Annotated in this window: 23 protein-coding genes and 1 other RNA gene; 13 read left to right on the top strand and 11 right to left on the bottom strand. The window is 67.4% G+C overall.

The genetic code is table 11. The annotated features are described in order from the left end of the window. Positions 1 to 226 precede the first annotated feature (226 nt). From SOM39_RS08510 to SOM39_RS08470, 9 genes are all read right to left on the bottom strand, one after another. Complete coding sequence (locus SOM39_RS08510) at positions 227 to 1,504, bottom strand: citrate synthase (protein ID WP_068853878.1); 1,278 nt, start codon at positions 1,502 to 1,504, stop codon at positions 227 to 229. Between the two features lie 324 nt (positions 1,505 to 1,828). Further along, positions 1,829 to 2,095, bottom strand: coding sequence for a type B 50S ribosomal protein L31 (locus tag SOM39_RS08505; protein WP_093533653.1), 267 nt, complete (start codon positions 2,093 to 2,095; stop codon positions 1,829 to 1,831). Positions 2,096 to 2,208: 113 nt separating this feature from the next. Further along, the gene (locus SOM39_RS08500; protein ID WP_093533652.1) at positions 2,209 to 3,147 is read right to left on the bottom strand and encodes a nucleoside hydrolase; all 939 of its coding nucleotides are present in this window, start codon (positions 3,145 to 3,147) and stop codon (positions 2,209 to 2,211) included. 144 nt (positions 3,148 to 3,291) lie between these two features. Next, positions 3,292 to 5,403, bottom strand: coding sequence for an ATP-dependent DNA helicase RecG (gene recG, locus SOM39_RS08495; RefSeq protein WP_320458056.1), 2,112 nt, complete (start codon positions 5,401 to 5,403; stop codon positions 3,292 to 3,294). 7 nt (positions 5,404 to 5,410) lie between these two features. Continuing rightward, on the bottom strand, positions 5,411 to 5,797 hold the full coding sequence (locus tag SOM39_RS08490) for a Rid family detoxifying hydrolase (protein WP_184127160.1): 387 nt from the start codon (positions 5,795 to 5,797) through the stop codon (positions 5,411 to 5,413). Positions 5,798 to 5,853: 56 nt separating this feature from the next. After that, on the bottom strand, positions 5,854 to 8,013 hold the full coding sequence (locus SOM39_RS08485) for a bifunctional (p)ppGpp synthetase/guanosine-3',5'-bis(diphosphate) 3'-pyrophosphohydrolase (protein WP_320458055.1): 2,160 nt from the start codon (positions 8,011 to 8,013) through the stop codon (positions 5,854 to 5,856). A 154-nt stretch (positions 8,014 to 8,167) separates the two neighbouring features. Further along, a complete protein-coding gene (gene rpoZ / locus SOM39_RS08480; RefSeq protein ID WP_068853884.1) occupies positions 8,168 to 8,467 on the bottom strand; it encodes a DNA-directed RNA polymerase subunit omega in 300 nt (99 codons plus the stop codon). A 111-nt stretch (positions 8,468 to 8,578) separates the two neighbouring features. Further along, positions 8,579 to 9,244, bottom strand: coding sequence for a guanylate kinase (gene gmk, locus SOM39_RS08475; RefSeq protein WP_093533650.1), 666 nt, complete (start codon positions 9,242 to 9,244; stop codon positions 8,579 to 8,581). Further along, positions 9,241 to 10,101, bottom strand: a complete 861-nt coding sequence (locus tag SOM39_RS08470; protein WP_095363589.1) for a YicC/YloC family endoribonuclease — start codon at positions 10,099 to 10,101, stop codon at positions 9,241 to 9,243. The genes gmk and SOM39_RS08470 overlap by 4 nt, the downstream gene beginning before the upstream one ends. 120 nt (positions 10,102 to 10,221) lie before the next feature. Between SOM39_RS08470 and rph the strand changes: the two genes are divergently transcribed. The 7 genes from rph (at position 10,222) to pepQ (ending at position 17,436) form a co-directional block, all read left to right on the top strand. Beyond that, positions 10,222 to 10,950: a ribonuclease PH gene (gene rph / locus SOM39_RS08465; protein ID WP_093533648.1), complete on the top strand. Its 729-nt coding sequence runs from the start codon at positions 10,222 to 10,224 to the stop codon at positions 10,948 to 10,950. Continuing rightward, entirely contained in the window at positions 10,947 to 11,336 is a 390-nt protein-coding gene (locus tag SOM39_RS08460; protein ID WP_068853888.1) for a VOC family protein, read from the top strand. Before rph ends, SOM39_RS08460 begins: the two co-directional genes overlap by 4 nt. Beyond that, positions 11,333 to 11,926: an RdgB/HAM1 family non-canonical purine NTP pyrophosphatase gene (gene rdgB / locus SOM39_RS08455; RefSeq protein WP_068853889.1), complete on the top strand. Its 594-nt coding sequence runs from the start codon at positions 11,333 to 11,335 to the stop codon at positions 11,924 to 11,926. Before SOM39_RS08460 ends, rdgB begins: the two co-directional genes overlap by 4 nt. A 13-nt stretch (positions 11,927 to 11,939) precedes the next feature. After that, positions 11,940 to 13,145: a radical SAM family heme chaperone HemW gene (gene hemW / locus SOM39_RS08450; RefSeq protein ID WP_320458054.1), complete on the top strand. Its 1,206-nt coding sequence runs from the start codon at positions 11,940 to 11,942 to the stop codon at positions 13,143 to 13,145. Positions 13,146 to 13,227: 82 nt separating this feature from the next. Further along, positions 13,228 to 15,684 carry a DUF1631 domain-containing protein gene (locus tag SOM39_RS08445; protein WP_320458053.1) on the top strand — a complete coding sequence of 819 codons (2,457 nt, stop codon included), beginning with the start codon at positions 13,228 to 13,230 and terminating at the stop codon, positions 15,682 to 15,684. After that, entirely contained in the window at positions 15,681 to 16,028 is a 348-nt protein-coding gene (locus tag SOM39_RS08440) for a PilZ domain-containing protein (protein WP_068853891.1), read from the top strand. Before SOM39_RS08445 ends, SOM39_RS08440 begins: the two co-directional genes overlap by 4 nt. A gap of 82 nt (positions 16,029 to 16,110) precedes the next feature. Further along, the gene (gene pepQ / locus SOM39_RS08435) at positions 16,111 to 17,436 is read left to right on the top strand and encodes a Xaa-Pro dipeptidase (protein WP_320458052.1); all 1,326 of its coding nucleotides are present in this window, start codon (positions 16,111 to 16,113) and stop codon (positions 17,434 to 17,436) included. A gap of 662 nt (positions 17,437 to 18,098) precedes the next feature. Here the strand turns inward: pepQ and SOM39_RS08430 are convergent. Continuing rightward, positions 18,099 to 19,427, bottom strand: coding sequence for an aminopeptidase P N-terminal domain-containing protein (locus SOM39_RS08430; RefSeq protein ID WP_320458075.1), 1,329 nt, complete (start codon positions 19,425 to 19,427; stop codon positions 18,099 to 18,101). A 7-nt stretch (positions 19,428 to 19,434) separates the two neighbouring features. Continuing rightward, entirely contained in the window at positions 19,435 to 19,983 is a 549-nt protein-coding gene (locus SOM39_RS08425) for a UPF0149 family protein (RefSeq protein ID WP_320458051.1), read from the bottom strand. A 129-nt stretch (positions 19,984 to 20,112) separates the two neighbouring features. On the opposite strand from SOM39_RS08425, the gene SOM39_RS08420 reads away from it, so the two are divergent. From SOM39_RS08420 to rpiA, 6 genes are all read left to right on the top strand, one after another. Beyond that, the gene (locus SOM39_RS08420) at positions 20,113 to 20,334 is read left to right on the top strand and encodes a TIGR02449 family protein (protein ID WP_068853894.1); all 222 of its coding nucleotides are present in this window, start codon (positions 20,113 to 20,115) and stop codon (positions 20,332 to 20,334) included. Continuing rightward, positions 20,331 to 20,627 carry a cell division protein ZapA gene (locus tag SOM39_RS08415; RefSeq protein ID WP_068853895.1) on the top strand — a complete coding sequence of 99 codons (297 nt, stop codon included), beginning with the start codon at positions 20,331 to 20,333 and terminating at the stop codon, positions 20,625 to 20,627. The genes SOM39_RS08420 and SOM39_RS08415 overlap by 4 nt, the downstream gene beginning before the upstream one ends. Before the next feature lie 91 nt (positions 20,628 to 20,718). Further along, positions 20,719 to 20,903, top strand: a non-coding RNA gene (gene ssrS, locus SOM39_RS08410) — 6S RNA. Between the two features lie 70 nt (positions 20,904 to 20,973). Next, on the top strand, positions 20,974 to 21,549 hold the full coding sequence (locus tag SOM39_RS08405) for a 5-formyltetrahydrofolate cyclo-ligase (protein WP_095363585.1): 576 nt from the start codon (positions 20,974 to 20,976) through the stop codon (positions 21,547 to 21,549). Positions 21,550 to 21,557: 8 nt separating this feature from the next. Further along, on the top strand, positions 21,558 to 22,034 hold the full coding sequence (locus SOM39_RS08400) for an EVE domain-containing protein (protein WP_068853897.1): 477 nt from the start codon (positions 21,558 to 21,560) through the stop codon (positions 22,032 to 22,034). 25 nt (positions 22,035 to 22,059) lie between these two features. Beyond that, entirely contained in the window at positions 22,060 to 22,707 is a 648-nt protein-coding gene (gene rpiA, locus SOM39_RS08395) for a ribose-5-phosphate isomerase RpiA (RefSeq protein WP_093533643.1), read from the top strand. Positions 22,708 to 22,747: the final 40 nt, after the last annotated feature.

The raw sequence follows: 22,747 nt of genomic DNA, 5'->3' as shown, positions 1-22,747 counted from the left end.
CCGCCTGCGCTCCACGAAGCGCAGGTGGCCTGAACGCCCCTTGAGAGTGTCCAGAAAAACTTGACCACCACAGATTCACGGCGCCCCCCGTACCCCCACCACCGCCGGCCCTGCGCGCAGCATCCTGCACACGACGGCTGTTGCTTGAAAGCTCCTGCTTGAACGCTGTTGAACCCAAAAAAAAACGCCCCCTTGCGGAGGCGTCTTTTCACGCACTACGGGCTGATCAGCCCTGGTAGTCACGCACGTCGCTACCGGTGTAGACCTGGCGCGGGCGGCCGATCTTCATTTCCGGGTCGACCTGCTGTTCGAGCCAGTGCGCGACCCAGCCGGAGGTGCGGCCCAGGGCGAACATGACGGTGAACATTTCGGTCGGGATCTGCAGCGCCTTGTAGATGATGCCGCTGTAGAAATCGACGTTCGGGTACAGCTTGCGGGCGACGAAGTAGTCGTCCTGCAGCGCGGCCTGTTCCAGCTTCACGGCAACGTCCAGCAGCGGATCCTGCACGCCCAGCTGCTTGAGCACCTTGCCGGTCATCTCGCCGATGACCTTCGCGCGCGGGTCGAAGTTCTTGTACACGCGGTGGCCGAAGCCCATCAGGCGGAAGCCCGAGGTCTTGTCCTTGGCCTTGAGCACGGCCGATTCAACGTTGTCCGCCGAACCGATTTCTTCCAGCATCTTCAACACGGCTTCGTTGGCACCGCCGTGGGCCGGACCCCACAGCGCGGTGACGCCAGCGGCGACCGACGCATACGGGTTGGCACCGGTCGAACCGACCAGGCGCACCGTCGAGGTGGAGGCGTTCTGCTCGTGGTCGGCATGCAGGATGAAGAGCAGGTCCAGCGCCTTGACCACGTCCGGGTTCAGCTCGTACTGGCCATCGGCCGACTCGAAGGTCTGCTTCAGGAAGCGGCTGACGTAATCCAGCGAGGTGTCCGGCGTGTTGGCCGGCAGGCCCTTGCCGTGGCGGTAGATCAGCGCCGACAGGGTCGGCACCTTGGCGATCAGGCGCACGGCGGACTGGCGGCGCTGCTCGGCGTCGGACAGGTCCAGCGAGGCATGGTACTTCGCCGACAGCTGCGCGATGGCAGCGGTCAGGATGGCCATCGGGTGGGCATCCTTGTCGAAGCTGGCGATCAGGGCATTGATCGAGGCATCGACGTTGGCTTCGGCAGCCAGCTCATCGGTGAAGGCCTTCAGCTGCTCGGCGCTCGGACGCTCGCCGTTGATCAGCAGGTAAGCCACTTCGACGTAGCTGGACTTTTCCGACAGCTGCTCGATCGGGTAGCCGCGATACAGCAGCACGCCCTTGTCACCGTCGATGTAGGTGATGGCAGACTTGCAGCTGGCGGTGGCGGTGAAGCCGGAGTCGTAGGTGAAGAGACCGGTTTCCTTGGTCAGCTTCGAAATATCGACGCAATCGTTGCCGAGCGTGGGTTTGATGACAGGCAGAACAACCGACTTGTCGCCGGCATTCAGCGTGACCTGATCAAGATCGGACACTGTGTGCGCTCCTCAAGGGGAAGGCGCCCACCCAAGCGCGTGGGGCAGGCACGTGAAAGTAAGTCCACAGCCTGTGCTGTGGATCACGTCATTATCGCACAGCAACATTTGCCACGCCCTAGGACGGAAGTCGTAGACGCAGACCCCGCTCGCCCTTGCCGCACAAGCACCGGCAAGCACCAGGCGGGCTGGAATGGACACTGCGTTCCGCGTGGCGGGGGAATTTATGAACCGTCGTTCATCCGCCAGCAGGCTTTCCTCCAGGCATAAAAAAACAACGGCCGCCGAGGCGACCGTTGTTTGCGTGCAGCAGCTTCGAAACGCTTATTCGGCAGCAGCAGCCGCAGCCGGCTTGCCAAAACGCTTCTGGAACTTGTCGATACGGCCGCTGGTGTCGATCACCTTGTGCTTGCCCGTGTAGAACGGATGCGAAGCAGAGGAGATTTCGATCTTGACGAGCGGGTACTCGTTGCCGTCTTCCCACTTCACGGTTTCTTTCGTCGCCATGGTGGAACGGGTCAGGATCTTGAAATCGGAGGTAACGTCCTGAAACACGACGTCACGGTAGTTCGGATGGATATCGTCCTTCATGGGGCACACACCGTAAATAAGGTCAGGGAAACGCAAGAGCGGCATTATAGCCGGGGCCGCTCCCTAGGGCAACCCATGGCCATGTTCCGCGTGAAGATACCGCCGCTGCGGCGTCAGGCGACGCCGAGCGCACTCCGGACCTGGGCTTCAAAGCGCCCCTGGTCGTAGGCCATCAGCAGCTCAGTGTTGTCCGGCTGCCCCGTCTGGCGGTTCCAGTCGACAATGGTAGCACCCCGGCTGTGGGTGCCGGCCAGTTCGATGTTCAGCGGGCGCGATTCGACCCGCAGCGCGCCTTCCGGCTGCAGCGCCCAGGCCATGGCCAGGGCGTCGGCGGCGAACCAGCGCTCGCCGCGGCTGTCTTCGGACCACAGGCGGGTCTGGCGCGAGATCAGCTCGTAGAAGCGTGCCTTGTCGCTGTCGAAGGCCAGCCACTGCTCGACATCCTTGTGCAGCAGGCCGTGGGCGACGGTGGCTTCCCAGTCGGCCACTTCGATGTGCGGGAAGCCGGTGAACACCACGTGCGCCGCTTCGGGATCGAAGGCGATGTTGAACTCGGCCGCCGGGGTGATGTTGCCGTGGCAGGTGACCGCCCCGCCCATGACCAGGAAGCGCTTCACGCGCTGCGGCAGGGTCGGGTCGAGCTTGAGCGCCAGGGCCAGGTTGGTCAGCGGGCCGAGGGCCACCAGGAACAGCTCACCGGCGTACTCATGGGACAGGCGCAGGATGGCCAGCGCGGCGTGTTCGGCTTCGGCTTGGCGCTTGGCGGCCGGCAGGTTGACGTCGCCGAAGCCGTCGGCGCCATGAACGTGGGCCGCATCCACCGACGGGTGCACCAGCGGTTCGGGGGTACCGGCGAACACCGGCACGTCTTCACGCCCGGCCACTTCACACAGTTTCAGCGCATTGCGGACCGTGTGGTCCAGGCCGACATTGCCGGCGGCAATGGTGAGGCCGACCACGTCATGGCGTTCGTCGGCAAAGGCCATCAACAGGGCCAGGGCGTCATCGACACCCGGATCGGTGTCGATCAACAGCGGAATCTTCTTGGTCATGCGTGCCGTCTTTATCTAGCGGCAACGGAATGTCTCACCCGCAGATGACAAATACAAGGCCAGCGCCGAAGCCGGTCACGACCAACGGTCGTGATCTACCGGCGGCACAACCACGGTGGATCGGTAGGTAACGACCGTTGGTCGTTACGCTCCTGCGTATCGCACGGCCGATCCAATCCACCGCTCCACCACTCGGTCTGCCACCGCAGGGGCTTCGGCCAGCAGACGCTCAGCCAGCGCATGCACGCCCGGCAGCAGATCCGCGTCGCGGGCCAGGTCGGCCATGCGGAAGCCGGCCAGGCCGGTCTGGCGGGTACCCAGCAGCTCACCCGGCCCGCGCAGTTCCAGGTCCTTTTCGGCGATCACGAAGCCATCGTTGGTCTGCCGCATGGTTTCCAGGCGCTCGCGTGCCATCGCCGACAGCCGCGCCTGGTACAGCAGCACGCAGCGCGACACCGCCGAACCACGCCCGACCCGTCCGCGCAGCTGGTGCAGCTGGGCCAGGCCAAGGCGTTCGGCATTCTCGATCACCATCAACGAGGCGTTGGGCACGTCCACGCCGACTTCGATCACCGTGGTGGCCACCAGCAGGTCGATCTGCCCGGCCTTGAACGCGACCATGGTGGCCAGCTTCTCGCTGGCCTTCAGCCGGCCATGCACCAGCCCCACCCGCACGCCCGGCAGCAACGCCTGCAGCGATTCGAACGTGGCCTGCGCGGGGGTGGCATCCAGCTCGTCATTTTCTTCGATCAGGGTGCACACCCAATACACCTGGCGGCCTTCGCGGCAGGCCAGCGCAATGCGCTCGATCAGTTCGGGGCGGCGATCATTGTTCAATGCCACGGTCTGCACCGGGGTGCGCCCGGGCGGTAGTTCGTCGATCGCCGACACGTCCAGGTCGGCGTATTCGGACATTGCCAGCGTGCGCGGAATCGGCGTGGCGGTCATCACCAGCTGGTGCGGCACGCTGTGCCCACCCGGTCCCTTGTCGCGCAGCGCAAGCCGCTGGTGCACGCCGAACCGGTGCTGCTCGTCGACGATGGCCAGCGCCAGGTCGTGGAACACCACCGATTCCTGCATCAGCGCATGGGTGCCCACCACCACCTGGGCCTGCCCGTTGGCGACCTGTTCGAGCACCTTCGCGCGCGCCTTGCCGGTGACCTTGCCGGCCAGCCAGGCGACCTGCACGCCCAGCGGTTCCAGCCAGCCGCGCAGGTTGGTGAGGTGCTGTTCGGCCAGCAGTTCGGTGGGCGCAGCCAGCGCGACCTGCTTGCCCTGCTCCACCGCCAGCATGGCCGCCAGCGCGGCCACCACGGTCTTGCCCGAGCCGACATCGCCCTGCACCAGCCGCAGCATCGGGCGCGGCTGGGCCAGGTCCTCGCGGATCTGGGTGAACACGCGTTTCTGCGCGGCAGTCAGGGCAAAGGGCAGTTGCTTGAGCAGGGCCTTGGCCAGTTTTCCCGGGCCGGCCAGCGGTGGCGCATGGTGCGCCTGCAGGGCAATGCGTTGGCGGCGCAGGCTCAGGTGGTGGGCCAGCAGCTCTTCCAGCGCCAGCCGGCGCTGTGCGGGATGCGTGCCCGCGGCGAGCGCGGCCAGGTTGGCGTCGGGTGGCGGGCGGTGCACGGTCAGCAAGGCACTGCGCAGCGAGGGCAACGCCAGGCCATCGAGCCAGCCCGTCGGCAGCAGTTCCAGGCTGGATTCTTCGGGCAGGCGGTCCAGCGCCTGCCCGATCAGGCGGCGCAGCGTGGCCGGGCCGATGCCTTCCACCGTGGGGTAGACCGGGTCCAGGCTGTCGCCCAGCGCCGGGTCATCGGTACGGCCGAGCACCTGGTAGCTCGGGTGGACGATTTCCAGCCCCAGCTGGCCCGGCTTGGGCGTGCCGAAGCAGCGCAGGCGGGTGCCCACGGAGAACTGGGCCACCTGCTGCTGGCGGAAGTGGAAGAAGCGCAGCACCAGGGTGCCCTGCCCTTCGTCTTCCACTGCCACTTTCAGGGTCGGGCGGAAGCGCATGCCGCGGTCCACCGCGACCACGCGGACTTCCACCTGCGCCGGCACGCCGTTGCGCAGGTCCTGGATGCGGGTCAGCGCGGTGCGGTCTTCATACCGCAGCGGCAGGTGCAGCCACAGGTCCTGCAGCGAGGACAGGCCGCGCGCCGCCAGCTTGGCGGCCACGGCCGGACCCACGCCGGCAAGCACCGCCAGCGAAGCTTCGCCGGACGGCGCCAGCGCCGGGGTGACCGCCGGTCTGCGTGCCACGTGGCGGTCAGTCGATGACCATCACCGCATCAACCTCGAAGTTGGCGCCCTTGGGCAGGCCGGACACTTCGATGGTGGAGCGGGCCGGGAACGGCGCCTGGAAGTAGTCCTGCATGACCGCGTTGACCTTGGCGAATTCGGCCAGGTCGGTCAGGTACAGGCCCAGGCGGACCACCTTGTCCAGCGAGCCGCCGGCGGCTTCGGCCACGGCCTTGAGGTTGTCGAAGGCGCGGCGGGCCTGCGCTTCGACATCACCGGCACCGACGATGTCGCCGCTGGCCGGGTCCAGCGGAATCTGGCCGGAGAAGTACACGGTGTTGCCGGCACGCACGGCCTGCGAATACGGACCGATCGCGGCCGGTGCGTTTTCGGTGTTGATGATCTGGCGGGACATGGAGTGCCTCGTTATGTCGAACAATGGTGGTCCATTGTATCGGTTTCGATCATTGCCTATTGCCTGCGCACCGACTGGACGACCGACAAGCGCCGCAGCCGGCGCATGACTTCGGCCAGGTGGTTGCGGTCGCGGACCTGGATGTTGAAGGCCAGCACGGCGGCGTTGAAGTCGCGGTCCAGGTAGTCCACACGCTCGATGTTGGAATGGCTCTGCGCGATCGCCGCGGCCAGCTGGGCCAGCACGCCGGTGCCGTTCTCCACTTCCACCACCAGCGCAGTGTCGTAATCGCCGGAGACGGTGGTGTCCCAGCCGATCGGCACCCAGCGCTCGGGCGACTTGCGCAGCTCGGCCAGGTTCGGGCAGTCCAGGCGGTGCACCACGATGCCCTTGCCGGCGGTGTGGTAGCCCATGATCTCGTCGCCGGGAATCGGCTGGCAGCAGTTGGCGAAGCTGACCACGCCGCGTTCGCTGCCGTTGATCAGGATCTTTTCCTGCGAGTGCTTGGAATGCGCGCCGCCGCGCAGTTCGGCATAGGCCATCAGTGCCTGCGCGGCCTGGTTGGGCATCCAGTTGCCCAGCGCCACTTCGGCCAGCAGGGCCTCCAGGCGCGGGTAGCGGTGTTCGGCAAGGAACGCATCCAGGCGCCCCTTGGGCAGCCGTTCGAGCGAGCTGTCCATCGCCTCCAGCGCGCGGTCCAGCATGCGGTGGCCCAGCTGCACGGCATCTTCGTGTTCGAGCTGCTTGAGCTGGTGGCGGATCGCGGTGCGCGCCTTGGAGCTGACCACGAATTCGAGCCACTGCGGCTTGGGCGTGGCCGAGCGCGCGGTGATGACTTCCACGGTCTGCCCACTGACCAGCTTGGTGCGCAGCGGCACCAGTTTCTTGTCCACGCGCGAGGCCACGGCCATGTTGCCCACGTCGGTGTGCACCGCATAGGCGAAGTCCAGCGCGGTGGAGTTGCGCGGCAGGGCCAGGATCTTGCCCTTGGGCGTGAACAGGTAGACCTCGTCCGGGAACAGGTCGACCTTGACGTTGTCGAGGAATTCCAGCGACGAACCGGCGGCGCGCTGCGAATCGATCAGTTCCACGATCCAGGCGTGCGCACGGCTCTGCGCGCTGTTGGGGGTGTCGCCACCGAACTTGTAGGTCCAGTGCGCGGCCACGCCGCGCTCGGCAATCAGGTCCATTTCCTCGGTGCGGATCTGCACTTCGATCGGCGAGCCGTACGGGCCGAACAGCACCGTGTGCAGCGACTGGTAGCCGTTGGCCTTGGGAATGGCGATGAAATCGCGGAAGCGCCCATCCAGCGGCTTGAAGGTGGCATGCACCGCGCCCAGCGCGTGGTAACAGTTGGGCACGCTGCGCACGACCAGGCGGAAGCCGAACACGTCCATGACCTGGTCGAAGGATTTGTTCTCGTCGCGCATCTTGTTGTAGATGCTCCACGGGGTCTTGATCCGGCTGACCAGGCGGTGTTCCAGCCCTTCCTTGGCCAGCCGCTGCGACAGCTGCACTTCCACCTGCGCCATTGCCTCGCGGCGTACCACCGGCTGGCTGCGGATGTGCTTTTCCAGGATCGCGTGGCGCCACGGGTACAGCGCCTTGAAGCCCAGGTTCTGCAGCTCGCTCTTGACCAGGCTCATGCCCAGCCGCTGCGCGATCGGGGCGTAGATCTCCAGGGTCTCGCGCGCGATGCGGCCACGCGCCTCGGTGCTCTGCGCGCCCAGCGTGCGCATGTTGTGCAGGCGGTCGGCCAGCTTGATCATGATCACGCGCAGGTCGCGCGACATCGCCAGCAGCATCTTGCGGAAGCTTTCGGCAGCCGCTTCCTGGCGGTCACGGAACTTCAGCTTGTCCAGCTTGGTCACCCCATCGACCAGCTCGGCCACGGCTTCGCCGAATTCGGCGGCCAGTTCTTCGCGGGTCAGCGGGGTGTCTTCGATGGTGTCGTGCAGGATCGCGGCGATCAGCGCTTCCACGTCCAGGCCCAGCTCGGCCAGTACCTGCGCCACCGCCACCGGATGGGTGATGTACGGCTCGCCCGATTTGCGGGTCTGCCCGGCATGCGCGGAGGCCCCTACCTCCCAGGCGCGACGCAGCAGCGGCAACTGCTCGGGCGGCAGGTAATGGGCTGCGCGTTCAAGCTGGAGGACATAGTCGGGTACGGCCGCGCCGGGAGACGTGGCGACCTTGGCAGAGGGGCCTGGGTTCATGGCTGGAAGACTATTCCAGCGACGGGATAACGGCAAACTATTGCGTTCGGGCAATCGTCAAATGCGTCACCACCAACGGCGCGACCTGCCGCTCAAAAGCAGACAGCCCGCACATGGCGGGCTGTCTGTTGCAACAACGGATGATCGGATGGGATCAGTCGTCGTTCTTGGACATGTCTTCGTCGGCGACGACTTCGGCAGCGGCCCATTCCAGTGCTTCACGCTCGGCACGCTCGCGCTCGGCCTTCTCGACTTCGTCGATCAGGGCGTTGTCGATCTTGCGGGCGGCAATTTCGCGCAGCGCCAGCACGGTCGGCTTGTCTTCGGTTTCGCTGTTGTCCAGGGTGGCCTGGACACCGTTGGCCAGCTGACGGGCGCGCTTGGACGCCATCATGACCAGCTCGAAACGGTTATCGACGACTTCCAGGCAATCTTCTACGGTGATGCGGGCCATGCGGGCTCCCGGCAGCCGGCAGGGGCTGCTCATCGAATGAGGGAAAGGGGACGGATTGTACCGGCCAGGGCTGGACAAAATCAAGCCGACCGGCTACCCGCCCCTTGTGAATCAGTCAGTTGCCGTTGCGTCCTGGGTCAGCAGGGCCTGGATCAAGCCCGCGTGGCGGACCTTCTGGGACTCCCGGCGCAGGCGGCTGGCGGTGAAGATGGCGCACAGCTCGTCCACGGCGGTCTCGAACACTTCGTTGACGATGACGTAGTCGAAGTCGTTGAAATGCAGCATTTCCTCGCGGGCGGCGGCCAGGCGCTGGGCGATCACCGCCTCGCTGTCCTGCCCACGCTTGCGCATGCGGTCCTGCAGGGCCTGTTTCGACGGCGGCAGGATGAACACCGTGACCGTGCCGGGGACCAGCTGGCGGACCTGCTGGGCGCCCTGCCAGTCGATCTCCAGCAGCACGTCCTGGCCGGCCGACAACTGCGGCTCGACCGACTGGCGGGCGGTGCCCTTCCAGTCCCCATGCACCCAGGCGTGTTCGAAGAAGTCGCCGGCGGCGATCATCCGCTCGAATTCGGGCGCACTGACAAAGTGATAGTGCTCGCCGTTCACTTCTCCCGGGCGCATCGCACGGGAGGTGAACGAGATGGACAGGGCGATCTGCGGGTCGCGCGCCAGGGTGGCGTTGACGATGCTGCTTTTACCGGCCCCGGACGGGGCGGCCACGATGTACAGCGTGCCGCGGGCCGGTTCCGGGCTCTGGAGGGGCTGGCTGCTCATTCGATGTTCTGCACCTGTTCGCGGATCTGGTCGATCAGCACCTTCAGCTCGACGGCGGCATTGGAGGTGCGGCTGTCCACCGACTTGGAGCCCAGCGTGTTGGCTTCGCGGTTGAACTCCTGCAGCAGGAAGTCCAGGCGGCGGCCGACCGGCTCGCGCTGGGTCAGCACGCGGCGGATTTCCACGATGTGGCTGCGCAGGCGGTCCAGCTCCTCGTCCACGTCCAGCTTCTGCAGCCACAGCACCAGTTCCTGCTCGGCGCGGCCGGGATCGACCGGGTGCGGCAGGTCAGCCAGCCGGGCCGACAGCTTGGCGCGCTGGCCATCGCGGATCAGCGGAATCAGGGTGGTGACCTCGGCGGCGATGCGCTCCACGCCATCGACGCGCTCCTGGATCGCCGTGGCCAGCTTGTCGCCCTCGCGCTCACGCGCGGCGACGAAACCGTCCAGGCTTTCTTCCAGCAGGGCCAGGGCCTCGGCCTGAAGGGCGGCGGCATCGACAGCCTCGCCCTGCATCACGCCCGGCACCTGCAGCAGCTCAGTGAAGCTCACCTGCAGGCTGGGGAAGCCCGGCGCCAGCCGCGAGGCCAGCTCGCCGAGCTGGGCCAGCAGCGCATCGTTGACCACCAATGCCCCGGTGACCTCCGGCGCGCGCAGGCGCACCACCAGGTCGATCTTGCCGCGGCTGCAGCGGTTGGCGACACGCTCCCGCAATTGCGGCTCAAGCGCACGCAGCTCCTCGGGCAGGCGCACGCCCACCTCCAGGAACCGGTGGTTGACCGAGCGCAGCTCACAGGCCAGCGTGCCCCAGGGTGTGGCGCGCTCGCCGCCGGCATAGGCGGTCATGCTTCGAATCATGCGGGTTTCCGGTGCTCTCAAAGTGCAAATGGTACCCTAGCGGTTCCTTTGGAGCCTCCTCGCCTGCCGGTCCCCGGTCCGGGCGCGGTCCCGCATCCCTCGTCTTACCGGAAGCCATCCATGTCCGATCCCCGTCCCAGCGGCCGCCAGGCCGACCAGTTGCGCGAAGTGCGCATCGAACGCGCCTTCACCCGCCATGCCGAAGGCTCGGTGCTGGTCAGCTTCGGTGAAACCCGCGTGCTGTGCACCGCCAGCGTGGAAAACCGCGTGCCGGGCTTCCTGCGCGGCAAGGGCGAAGGCTGGGTCACGGCCGAATACGGCATGCTGCCGCGCTCCACCCACACCCGCAACGACCGCGAAGCGGCGCGCGGCAAGCAGGGCGGCCGCACCCTGGAAATCCAGCGCCTGATCGGCCGCACCCTGCGCGCCTGCATTGATCGGAGCGCACTGGGCGAACGCACCATCACCCTGGACTGCGACGTGCTGCAGGCCGATGGCGGCACCCGCACCGCCGCCATCACCGGTGCCTACGTGGCGCTGGTGGATGCGGTGAACTTCCTCATCAAGCGCGGCGACATCAAGCGCAACCCGATCTTCGGCGCCGTGGCTGCGGTGTCGGTCGGCATCTACCGCGGCACCCCGGTGCTGGACCTGGACTACGCCGAAGACAGCGACTGCGACACCGACATGAACGTGGTGATGAACGACGGCGGCGGCTTCATCGAGCTGCAGGGCACCGCCGAAGGCCACGCGTTCCGCCGCGATGAGCTGGACGCGCTGCTGGCGCTGGCCGAAAAGGGCATCACCGACCTGTTCGCGGCCCAGCAGGCCGCACTGGCACAGCCGTGAGCCGGCGCCTCGCCCTGGTCACCCTGGTGGTGGCCGATTACGACGAGGCGATCGCCTGGTACACGGGCAAGCTCGGCTTCCATCTGATCGATGACATCGACCAGGGCAGCAAGCGCTGGGTGGTGGTCGGTCCTACCGACGGCAGCGCCGCGGCGCTGCTGCTGGCCCGCGCCAGCAATGAAGAGCAGCAGAGCCGGGTCGGCAACCAGACCGGTGGCCGGGTCGGTTTCTTCCTCAACACTGACGACTTTTACCGCGACCATGCCGCGATGACCGCGCGCGGCGTGGAATTCCTCGAAGCCCCGCGCGAGGAGCCCTACGCCACGGTTGCGGTGTTCCGCGACCTGTACGGCAACACGTGGGACCTGCTGGAGCCCAAGCAATGAAACTGGTACTGGCCAGCGGCAACGCCGGCAAGCTGAAGGAACTGCAGGCCATGCTGGCCGGCCTGCCGCTGGAGATCGTGGCGCAGGGCGCGCTGGGCGTGAGCGATGTGCCGGAAACCGGCCTGACCTTCGTCGAGAACGCATTGATCAAGGCCCGCCATGCCTGCGCCAGCACCGGCCTGCCGGCGCTGGCCGACGATTCGGGCCTGATCGTGGATGCGCTGGACGGCGCGCCCGGTCTGTACAGCGCGCGTTATGCCGGCAGCCCGACCGATGACGCGGCCAACAATGCCAAGCTGCTGGACGCCATGCGCGATGTACCGGCCGAGCGCCGCACCGCGCGCTTCTACGCGGTGATCGTGCTGCTGCGCCACGCCAACGACCCTCAGCCGCTCATCTGCGAAGGCAGCTGGGAAGGCGAGATCCTGGACGAACTGCGCGGCAGCCACGGCTTCGGCTACAACCCGCTGTTCCTGGACACGGTGCTGGGCCAGACCGCCGCGGAAATGGCACCGGATGTAAAGAACGCGATGAGCCACCGCGGCAAGGCATTGCAGGTGTTGAAGCAGAAGCTGTCGGCGTTGATCTGAAATGATGGGCACCATGTCAGACCACGATTGTTTGCCGGGCGGGAACTGCGACCACGACCACGCGGTGTCGCTGGTACCGCCGCCGCTGTCGCTGTACGTGCACCTGCCGTGGTGCGTGCGCAAGTGCCCGTATTGCGATTTCAACTCGCACCAGGCCAAGGGCGAACTGCCGTTCGAGTCCTACATCGACGCGCTGATCCGCGACCTCGACCAGGACCTGCCGCTGGTCTGGGGCCGGGTGGTGAACAGCGTGTTCTTCGGCGGCGGCACGCCCAGCCTGTTCCCGCCGGAGGCGATCGACCGCTTCCTGCAGGCAGCTTCGGCACGGCTGCGCTTCGCCCCGAACCTGGAGGTGACGCTGGAAACCAACCCGGGCACGGCCGAGCACGGCCGCTTCGACCGCTACCGCGCGGCCGGGGTGAACCGGATCAGCTTCGGCATCCAGACCTTCAACGATGAGGCGCTGCAGCGGCTGGGCCGCATCCACGACAGCGGCGAAGCCGAGCGCGCGGTGAAGCTGGCCCAGGATGCCGGCTACGACAACTTCAACATCGATCTGATGTACGCGCTGCCGCAGCAGACCCTGGCCCAGGCCGAGCACGACCTGGAACGCGCGTTCGCGCTGCAGCCCACCCACCTGTCGCACTACCAGCTCACCCTGGAGCCGAACACGGTGTTCTTCGCGCGGCCGCCGCAGGGCATTCCCGACGATGATTCGGCCTGGGACATGCAGGAGCACTGCCAGCGCCTGCTGGCCGAGGCCGGCTATGCCCAGTACGAAGTGAGCGCGTACGCGCGCCCCGGGCGGCAGAGCCAGCACAACCTGAACTACTGGCGCTTCGGCGATTACCTGGGCATCGGTGCCGGCGCCCACGGCAAGATCAGCTCCGGCGCCGGGCAGCACGTGCTGCGTCGCTGGAAGCACAAGCACCCGCAGACGTTCATGGACACTGCCGGCATGGCCGCGTCGATCGGCGGCGACGAGGTGATCGGCGCCGACCGCCTGCCGTTCGAATACATGCTCAACCTGCTGCGGCTGCACGAGGGCTTCCGGTTCAAGGACTTCGAGTCGCGCACCGGGCTGGACCGGGCGAGCATCGCCGCGCCGCTGCAGACCGCCCTCGCCAACGGCTGGATGACGGTACAGGGCGACCATGTGCAGCCGACCGAGCTGGGCCGGCGTTTCACCAACGACGTGGTGGAGTTGTTCCTGGGCTGAGGATGTCGGGAGATCCCTTCTGGCGGGGACCCCGGGAAAACGTTAGATTCTGTGCTCTCAGGGGAGCCGGAACCTACAACGGATGTCTGCGTCCGCACCTTCATCGTCATCCGATCCGACCCGGTTCGCCGGGGTCAATGCACCGCCACGCGTGCGCCGCCTGCTGGCGGCGCTGCACGCGCTGGCCGTGCAGACCCTGAGCACCCCGCTCAAGCTGACCATCGTGGAGCTGGAGCGCGAGCTGTTCCGCGACGCCGAACGCGCCCGCAACAGCCAGATCCAGGCCGACATCTACGCCCAGGCCCGGCGCCTGCACGACGTCAACGCGCAGTTCGCGCCGCGCTTCCTGGACGCGCTGGCCACGGCCCTGGCCAACCTGCGCGAACCGCGGGTGCGGCACGTGCCCGCCCCGAGCGCGCCGGTGGCGGCCACCACGCTGACCCTGGTCACCGACACCGATATCGACCGCGACATCGTGCTGGCCGACATCACCCGGCGCGAGGCGCAGCGCTCGGCCAGTGCGCTGCAGCTGCTGGGGCAGCGCTTCGGCGTGCTCGCCGCCGGCCCGGCGTTCGACGCCGAGGACCTGCCGTTCGGGCCCTACGTGCTGTGCCGGATCACCCGTGAGCTGGGCGAGGAATTCGCGCTGGGCCTGGAAACCCAGCTGGCGCTGTTCCGCGTGTTCGACCGCCAGCTGCTGGAACGCCTGGGCGAGCTGCTGGAACGCGCCAACGTGCTGCTGACCCATGAGGGCGTGCTGCCAGGGCTGGTCTACACCCCGTACCTGGCGCGCTCGGCCACCACGCGGCGGATCGTCACCGGCCCCGAGCGCGGGACCGGCGCGGCGCCCCCGCGCGAACCCGGCGGGGCGGGCGGACGCCCGCTCACCGGCTGGAGCGGTTCTGCCAGCAGCGGCAGCTGGGCGGCGATGACCAGCGAGGTGATCGGCCAGATGGCGCCGCCGGCGCCGGCCGTGGCCGCTGCAGCGCCCGCGGATGTCGCCCCGGTGGACATGAACGCCCCGGCGTTGTCGGCCCTGCACCACCTGCTGGACGCCGCCCGGCATACCCAGGGCCCGGCGGGTCTCGGCCATGGCATTCCAGTGACGCCGGGCCAGCCCGGTACCGCCGCCGGCCCTGACACCGGTGGCGTGGAGGGAGCACAAGCCGCAACCGGGGCGTCGCCCTATCCGGAGGCCGCAGGGGCAGGTGATCGGCCGGAACCGGTCGCGATCTCCAGCGGCAACCTCCACGCCACATTGGCCAAGCTGCAGGCGCAGTCGGCCGGCGTGCGCCGCACCATGGCCGACCTGCACAACGCCCTGCTCGCCCAGATGCGCGCCGACCACGGCCCACAGGCCGCGCTGACGGTCAAGGACACCGACACCTTCGACCTGCTGGACATGCTGTACGGGCAGATCCACCGCGAGGTCCGCCCCGACGCGGCCGCCGTGGACCTGCTCACCCGCCTGCAGGTGCCGGTGGCGCGCGCGGCGCTGTCCGACCCTGCCTTCTTCGTGCGCGACCAGCACCCGGCCCGCGAGCTGCTCAACGCGGTGGCAGAAGCCGGCGCCAACTGGCTGGGCGAGGAGGATGTCGATCCGCAGCTGGTGCAGAAGCTGGACCGTGCCGTCGACAAAGTGGTCACCGACTACGAGGGCGATGCGGCGGTCTTCGAAGCGGCCAACGACGAGATCCAGCAGCACTTCCGGGCCCTGGCGCACAAGGCCGAGCTGGCCGAGCGCCGCCACGTGGAAGCGGCGCGCGGCAAGGAACGGCTGGAATCGGCCAAGCAGCAGGCCGGCGCCAGCATCGAACAGCTGTGCGCGCAGGCCGCGCCGCCGCGGTTCGTGCAGTCGCTGCTGAAGCAGGCCTGGTCGGACGTGCTGACCCTGACCCTGCTGCGCAGCGGCGAAGGCTCCGAGCAATGGCAGGCGCGCGAGCAGGAAACCGCACGCATCGCCGAGGTCACCTGCCAACCACCCGGCAGCGCCGGGAGTGATACCCAGCTCGGCGAGCAGGTCGAAGCGGCACTGCTGCAGGTCGGCTACCACCAGGACGAAGCGGCGGCGATCGCGCGACGGCTGTCCACCCCGGGCGGTGAAGACGACAGCAGCTCACGCACCGAACTGACCGCGCGCATCCGTGCGCGCACCCGGCTGGGGGAGCAGGCCGAAGGCACCGAAGCCCGGCGCGAGGCGCCGCTGGCGCGCAGCCCTGCCGAGGAAGACTGTTACCGCCAGCTGCGCACGCTGCCGTTCGGCACCTGGTTCGAATTCACCACCAACCAGCAGGGCGACATGCGCCGCCAGCGGCTGTCCTGGTACAGCCTGATCACCGACAACGCGCTGTTCGTCAATCCGCGCGGGCAGAAGGTGGCCGAGCATTCGCTGGACAGCCTGGCCCGGCTGATGGTGCACGGGCAGGCGCGCCTGGTCAGCGAGGGCAAGAGCCGCCTGATCGACCGCGCCTGGCAGGCCACGCTGCGCACCCTGCGCTCGCTGGCCGGCACCCCGGCCACTGCAGAGACTGACGAATGAACGACGACACCCGCCGCGCGCCCCGCCGACAGGTGGCCGAGCAGGTGCCGGTGACCGACACGATGGCCGAGGCGGTGATCGGCCGGCTGGGCAATGTGTCTGAAACCGGCATGCTGATGATCTGTTCGGTGCCATTGACGCCGGACGGCAACTACCAGTTCCGCTTCGCCATCCAGGGGCCGAACGGCCAACCGGTGCAGGTGGACGTGGGGGCGCACCTGCTGTGGATCGAACAGAGCAATGCGCCGGGCCAGTCCTGGGCGGGCTTCCGCTTCCTCACGCTGAGCCGCGAGCACCGCGACCAGCTGCGCGCCTGGATCGCCGAGGAATCTTCGGCGGTGTGAGTGCCGGTTCCGGCACAGCGCGCACGGGCTGATTGCGGCAGAATCAGGGGCTGCATTCCGCACTGCCCTGTGAGCTTCCGCGATGAACCAGCCCGACCTCGCCGCCCTGTATTCCCATCATGTCCGCGTGCTGTGCCAACGCGCCGACGAGGCGCTGGCGCGCGGCGGCTTCGACCACCTGGTGATTCCCAGCGGCACGCTGCACTATCAGGCCTTCGATGACCGCGATTACCCGTACGCGGTGAACCCGAACTTCAAGGCCTGGCTGCCGCTGACCAAGGTGCCCAACAGCTGGGTGGTATATACGCCGGGCCAGCGCCCGAAGGTGATCTTCCACCAGCCGTTCGATTACTGGCACGTGGTGCCCGATGCGCCGAACGGCTGGTGGGTGGACCATTTCGACATCGAGATCATCCGCACGCCGGACGAGGCGCTGGCGCTGCTGCCACGCGATGCGGCGCGCTGCGCGATCCTGGGCGAGCCGCAGAGCGCGCTGGGCGCGTTCGCCCCGAACAACCCCGAGCCGGTGATCCACTACCTGGACTGGCACCGGGCGTACAAGACGGCGTATGAAATCGCGCTGATGCGCCAGGCCCAGCAGCTGGGCGTGCGCGGCCACCGCGCGGCCGAGGCGGCGTTCCGCGCCGGTGCCAGCGAGTTCGAGATTCACATGGCTTACTGCCGCGCGGTCGGCCAGGATGCGAACGAGCTGCCCTACGGCAACATCATCGGGCTGAACGAACACGCCGCGGTGCTGCATTACACCGACCTGGGCCGCAGCGCGCCGCAGCCGCTGCGCAGCTTCCTGATCGACGCCGGCGCCAGCGCGTACGGCTACGCCAGCGATATCACGCGCACGTATGCGGCCGCCGGCCACGACGAGTTCCAGGCGATGATCGATGCGGTCGATGCGGCCCAGCAGAAAATGGGTGCCGGCGTGCGGGCGGGCGTGGATTACAAGCAGCTGCACATCGATGCGCATCTGTCGCTGATGGGCATCCTGAAGGACTTCGGGGTGCTGAAGGTCTCGCCGGAAGCGGCGCTGGCCACCGGCGTCAGCGCGGCCTTCTTCCCGCACGGCCTGGGCCACCTGATCGGCCTGCAGGTCCACGACGTGGCCGGCTTTGCGGCAAGCGACCGCGGCGGCCGCGTCGAGCGCCCGGAAGGCCACCCGTACCTGCGCCTGACCCGCGCATTGGAACCGGGCATGGTGGTCACCATCGAACCGGGCGTGTACTTCATCGACATGCTGCTGGACGAAGTGAAGCAACGCGGCCAAGGCGACAGCATCGACTGGGCTCGCGTGGATTTCTTCAGGCCTTACGGTGGCATCCGCGTTGAAGATGAAGTGCTGTGCACCGAAGGCGATGCGGACAACCTGACCCGGCCGGAATTCGCCAAGGCGTAACGTTGATCGACGCTTGCCCATGCAGCCGGGCTGTTGCCCGGCTGCTTCATGCATTTTGGCGAACAGCCGGTGCGCATCGCGTGGCCTGAGCTGGGCCGGCGGGTGCGGGTTTGCGGGACACGCCGTGAACCCATCCATGGGGGCTTGTAGAAAACATCCATGTTTTCTACAGTCCCGCAAACCCGCCCCCGCCGACCCTCGACGGTGTGTTGGGGACCACGGGAAGATCAACGGCAGTGCCGATCATTTTCATGCGTCAACGGACGAGGTGGTGTTCCGTGCCGTCGTTTGGGAACCGACGCTACCGCCCCCAGCTCCATTCACGTACCCGCCGCATAACCGGCCTCAACCCCATTCGCGCACCCGCCGCGTAGGGGCACGCCATGCGTGTCTGCTCTTGCCATCCGCACGCTGCCATCTGTCGGGGGAGGCCGGCGGGCAGCCCATGTAGGGACTGTCAAAAACATGGATGTTTTTGCCAAGCCCCCATGGGTGAAGGCGCACTGCTTGCGAGGCACTGCCTCGCGTGCGACTGAACGCACAGCCGCTGGCGGCTGGGCCGGGGCCCGGAGGGCGGTTTACGGCGTGTCCCGTAAGGGGCTGCCCGTCGGCCTCCCCGGCACGTAGCAACCGAAACGCTGCTCTAAGCGCAAACCCTGCAGTCAGCGACTAGAAGCCATCTCCGCTTCAATCTCATCAGCACTTCGCGCCAACCCAGCTGTCAGAACGTGATGCCCGCTGTCGGTGATCACTACGTCATCCTCGGTGCGAATGCCGATGCCGCGCCAGCGCGCTTCCACGCTGCGGTCGTCGGCGCTGATGTACAGGCCCGGCTCGATGGTGAACACCATGCCCGGTTCCAGCAGCCGCGAATCGCCCGCGAGGCGGTAGTCGCCCACGTCGTGCACGTCCAGGCCCAGCCAGTGCCCGGTCTTGTGCCGGTAGAAACGCTGGTAATGGCCGTCGGCGATGTTTTCTTCCAGCGTGCCGGTGAGCAGGCCCAGCCGCAGCAGGCCTTCGGTGAGCGTCTGTACCGCCGCCAGATGGCCCGCCTCGTAGGGCACGCCCGGCTTGGCCTGCGCGAGTGCTGCCGCCTGCGCCGCACCGACCAGATCGTGCAGCGCGCGCTGTTCGGCCGTGAAGCGACCATTTACCGGGAACGTGCGCGTGATGTCACTGGCGTAGCCGCGGTACTCGGCGCCCGCATCGATCAGCACCAGCTCGCCATCGCGGCTGCGCGCGTTGTTGGCGCGGTAATGCAGGATGCAGCCGTTGGCGCCGGTACCCACGATGCTGCCGTAGGCTGCCCACGCATCATTGGCGCGGAACTCGCGCTCCAGGTCCGCCTGCAGCTCGTACTCGTGGATGCCCGGCCGCGCCACGCGCATCGCCATCCGGTGCGCCTGCACCGTGATGTCGGCCGCGCGCTGCATCAAGGCGATTTCCGCGCCCGACTTGAACAACCGCTGCTCGTGCAGCAGGTGGCCCAGCTCCAGGAATTCATGCGGCGGCTGCGCGCCATGCCGCACCTGCGAACGCACCCGGTTGACCCAGCCGATCAGCTTCAGGTCGAACTCGGCGTCGCGCCCGAAGTGGTAGTACACCCGCGAGCGCCCTTCCAGCAGGCCCGGCAGGATGTCGTCCAGATCGTCGATCGGGTACGCATCGTCCATGCCGTACTGCGCCACCGCGCCTTCCTGTCCGGCGCGTGCGCCATCCCAGGCTTCGCGGTCGGCGTCGCGCTCGCGGCAGAACAGGATCACTTCGCCGTGGCGGCGGCCAGGAATCAGCACCAGCACCGCATCCGGCTCCGGGAAGCCGCTCAGGTACCAGAAGTCCGAATCCTGCCGGAACGGATAGTGCGTATCCAGGCTGCGCACCCGCTCTGACGCGGCTGGCAGCACCAGGATGGCGTCATCGCCCGCCATTTCCATCAGCGCCTGGCGGCGCCCCGCGTATTCGGCCGCGGTGATGCCGGTCAACTCGCGGATATCCATCTCAGTTCAGGCGCTGCCGGTGGCGCACGGCCATCACGCAGTCACCGTGCAGGATCAGCACCGCCACGCGGATGAATTCTTCGATTTCGGCGAGCGCGTCCTCGTCGTCATCGTTGCCGCTTTCAAAATCCTCGCTCGAGGCCTGGGCCAGCTTGGCCAGATCGTTGAGCGCCTCTTCGCCTTCTTCGGACAGGGTGGGACGCTGCTGGCCCGCACCGAGGCCGAAGCCGCCCAGGAACGCACGCGCCCAGGTGAACAGCGCATCGGCCTGCGCGGCGGTGTCATCGCTGTCGCTGAGCAGCAGCTCGAAGGCGAAATCGCGGTCCTCCAGCTGCGCCACGCTGGCGCCCAGCAGCCGGTCCAGCGCATGGCCTGCGGTCGGGGTGGGCAGGTTGTCGTCGGCCAGCACACGGGCCGGCCATTCGGGCACCGGCGCGCCGCCGGCCGCCAGCCAGCCGCACAGGCCTCCGTGGAGCTCCGCGGCAGTAGCGCCCAGGCCGGCCGCCTGGCTGGCCTGGTTTACGTCGTTGACACTCGGAAGTTCGGTCATCTTGGGGCTCGATCTGATGGGTCGGCGGCGCCGCCGGCAACCCTGGGTTGGCAGCGTCACAGTGTATCAATCCGCCCCTTGTCATTATTAGCTTGACCGCCTCCACCCCGCTTGCCTATCGTGCCGGACATGGAACCCGCCGATGCCATCGCCCAATTGCAGGCCTTTGCCGCCCGGGTGGAGGCGTTGCTGGACCGCAACCAGCGCTTGGCCGAGGAAAACCGCAGCCTGCGCCACCAGCAGGAACAGCTGGTCAACGAGCGCTCGCAGCTGCTGGCCAAGAACGAGCAGGCGCGCTCGCGGGTGGAAGCGATGATCACCCGGCTCAAAAGCCTGGAGCAGCACACATGAGCCAGACCGAACCGGTCAGTGTCCGCATCCTGGACCGCGAATACACCGTGGGCGTGGGCGCCGAAGAGCGCGAAAGCCTCACCGCCGCCGCGCGGCTGCTGGACGCCAAGATGCGCGAGATCCGCGGCAGCAACCGCATGGCCGCCGTGGACCGCGTCGCGGTGCTGGCCGCGCTGAACCTGGCGCATGAACTGCAGCAGCTGCGCGACGACCATGCGCGCCAAGGCGTGGCCCTGCAACAGACGCTGGCCGATCTGAACAGGCGGTTGGACCGGGCCCTCGACGCGGGCTGAACTGCACGCGTTTTTCATTGTTCTGAATTGGCACGTAATTGGACCGACGAACGGGGTATCCGATCCGGTCCGGTTGGCTATAATGGCCATGCGTTCTCTGCTGTGAACGACGGCGTGTGCAAACATTCGCCTTGTCCCTTAATTACGACCACGGGTGCGCGACGTCGCCGGGAGTGCAGGTCCGCCTTGTAGCGGGAAGCCCAATGGAGGCCCAGCGTACCCACTTGAACCCCGGGTTCAAGGTCGTTTCGCACGCATCGTCACCGCGGAGAATGCAGTATTCCTGCAAGAGCGACGTTCCACTGGAACGTCGCTCTTGTTTTATCCGGCCTCAACGGACCCAGGCATGACCGACCCGCGCTCCGCACTGCGCCAGCAGCTGCGCCAACGCCGCCGAGACATTCCCGCCGCGCAGCGCCTGGCCGCCGCCGAACTGCTAGCCGATGCCCTGCTTGCATTGCCCTTCGCGCCCACCCACGGCTTCGTGGCCGGGTACTGGGCACTGGATGGCGAAATCGCGCTGCACCGCTGGCAGATGCGTCTGCCCGACACCGCCACCTACTGCCTGCCCGTGCTGGCCGGCGACACGCTGCGCTTCGCGCCGTGGCGCCCGGGCCAGCCGCTGACCAGCAACCGCTTCGGCATTCCAGAACCCGACATCGCCGTAGGCGACACCCTCGCGCCGGACCAGATGACGCTGGTGGTAGCCCCGCTGGTGGGCTTCGACGCGCAATGCCGGCGGCTGGGCATGGGAGGCGGCTGGTATGATCGCAGCTTCGCATTCCGCAACCAGCGCCCGGCCCCGCCGTGGCTGGCCGGCGTCGGTTTTTCGGTGCAGCAGGTCGATGACCTGCCCGTGCAGCCGTGGGACGTTGGCGTGGATGCGATCTGTACCGACACCACCACGTACCTTCCCCGATAGAACGACGCATGACCGCACGCAAGCGCTACTGGCTGATGAAGTCCGAACCGGACGCCTTTTCCATCGATGACCTCAAGCGCGTGGGCCAGGAACCCTGGAACGGCGTGCGCAACTACCAGGCGCGCAACTTCATGCGCGATGGCATGAAGGTCGGCGACGGCATCCTGTTCTACCACTCCAACACCAAGGTGCCGGGCATCGTGGGAATCGCCACGGTCGCCACCGAGGCGTATCCGGACGATACCCAGTTCGATCCGAAATCGGACTATTACGATCCCAAGGCCACCCGCGAAACGCCACGCTGGCTGCTGGTGGACGTGGCCTTCGAGCGCAAGCTGCGCGACACCATTTCGCTGGACGAGATCAAGCTGCATGCCGACGCGCTGGGCGAAGGGTTTCCCCTGATCGCGCGCGGCAACCGCCTGTCGATCCTGCCGGTGACCGCCGCGCAGTGGAAGCTGCTGCTGTCGCTCGAAAAACACTGACCTTTTCCTTCACGAGTTTCCCGCCATGTCCGAAGCCAAACGCCTCGCCGCAGAAAAAGCCCTCGAATACGTCGAAGACGGCATGATCGTCGGGGTCGGCACCGGCTCCACCGTTGCCTACTTCATCGACGGCCTGGCCCGCATCCAGCACCGCATCAAGGGCACCGTGTCCAGCTCCGAGCAGAGCACCGCGCGCCTGAAGCAGCACGGCATCGAGGTGCTGGAACTCAACCACACCGGCGGCCTGTCGCTGTACGTGGACGGCGCCGACGAGTGCGACGGCAACAAGTGCCTGATCAAGGGCGGTGGCGCCGCGCTGACCCGCGAGAAGATCATTGCCGAGGCCAGCGAGCGTTTCGTGTGCATCATCGACCCGAGCAAGCAGGTGCCGGTGCTGGGCAGATTCCCGCTGCCGGTGGAAGTGATCCCGATGGCGCGCAGCCTGATCGCCCGCCGCATCATGGACATGACCGGCGGCCAGCCGGCCTGGCGCGAAGGCGTGGTGACCGACAATGGCAACCAGATCCTGGACATCCACCACCTGCAGATCACCGACCCGGTGGCGCTGGAGCGCGAGCTCAACCAGCTGCCCGGCGTGGTCGCCGTGGGCCTGTTCGCGCGCCGCCCGGCCGATGTGGTCATTGTTGGCGGTGAACCGCCGATGGTGTTCTGATATCCACCGTCGGCACGCCCGTGCCGGCTCTTCTGCGAGG

Origin of the sequence: Stenotrophomonas sp. CFBP8994 (assembly GCF_034044835.1) — a bacterium.
Taxonomy (GTDB): Bacteria; Pseudomonadota; Gammaproteobacteria; order Xanthomonadales; family Xanthomonadaceae; genus Stenotrophomonas; species Stenotrophomonas rhizophila_A.
This window is presented reverse-complemented; position numbering and strand designations above follow the sequence as displayed.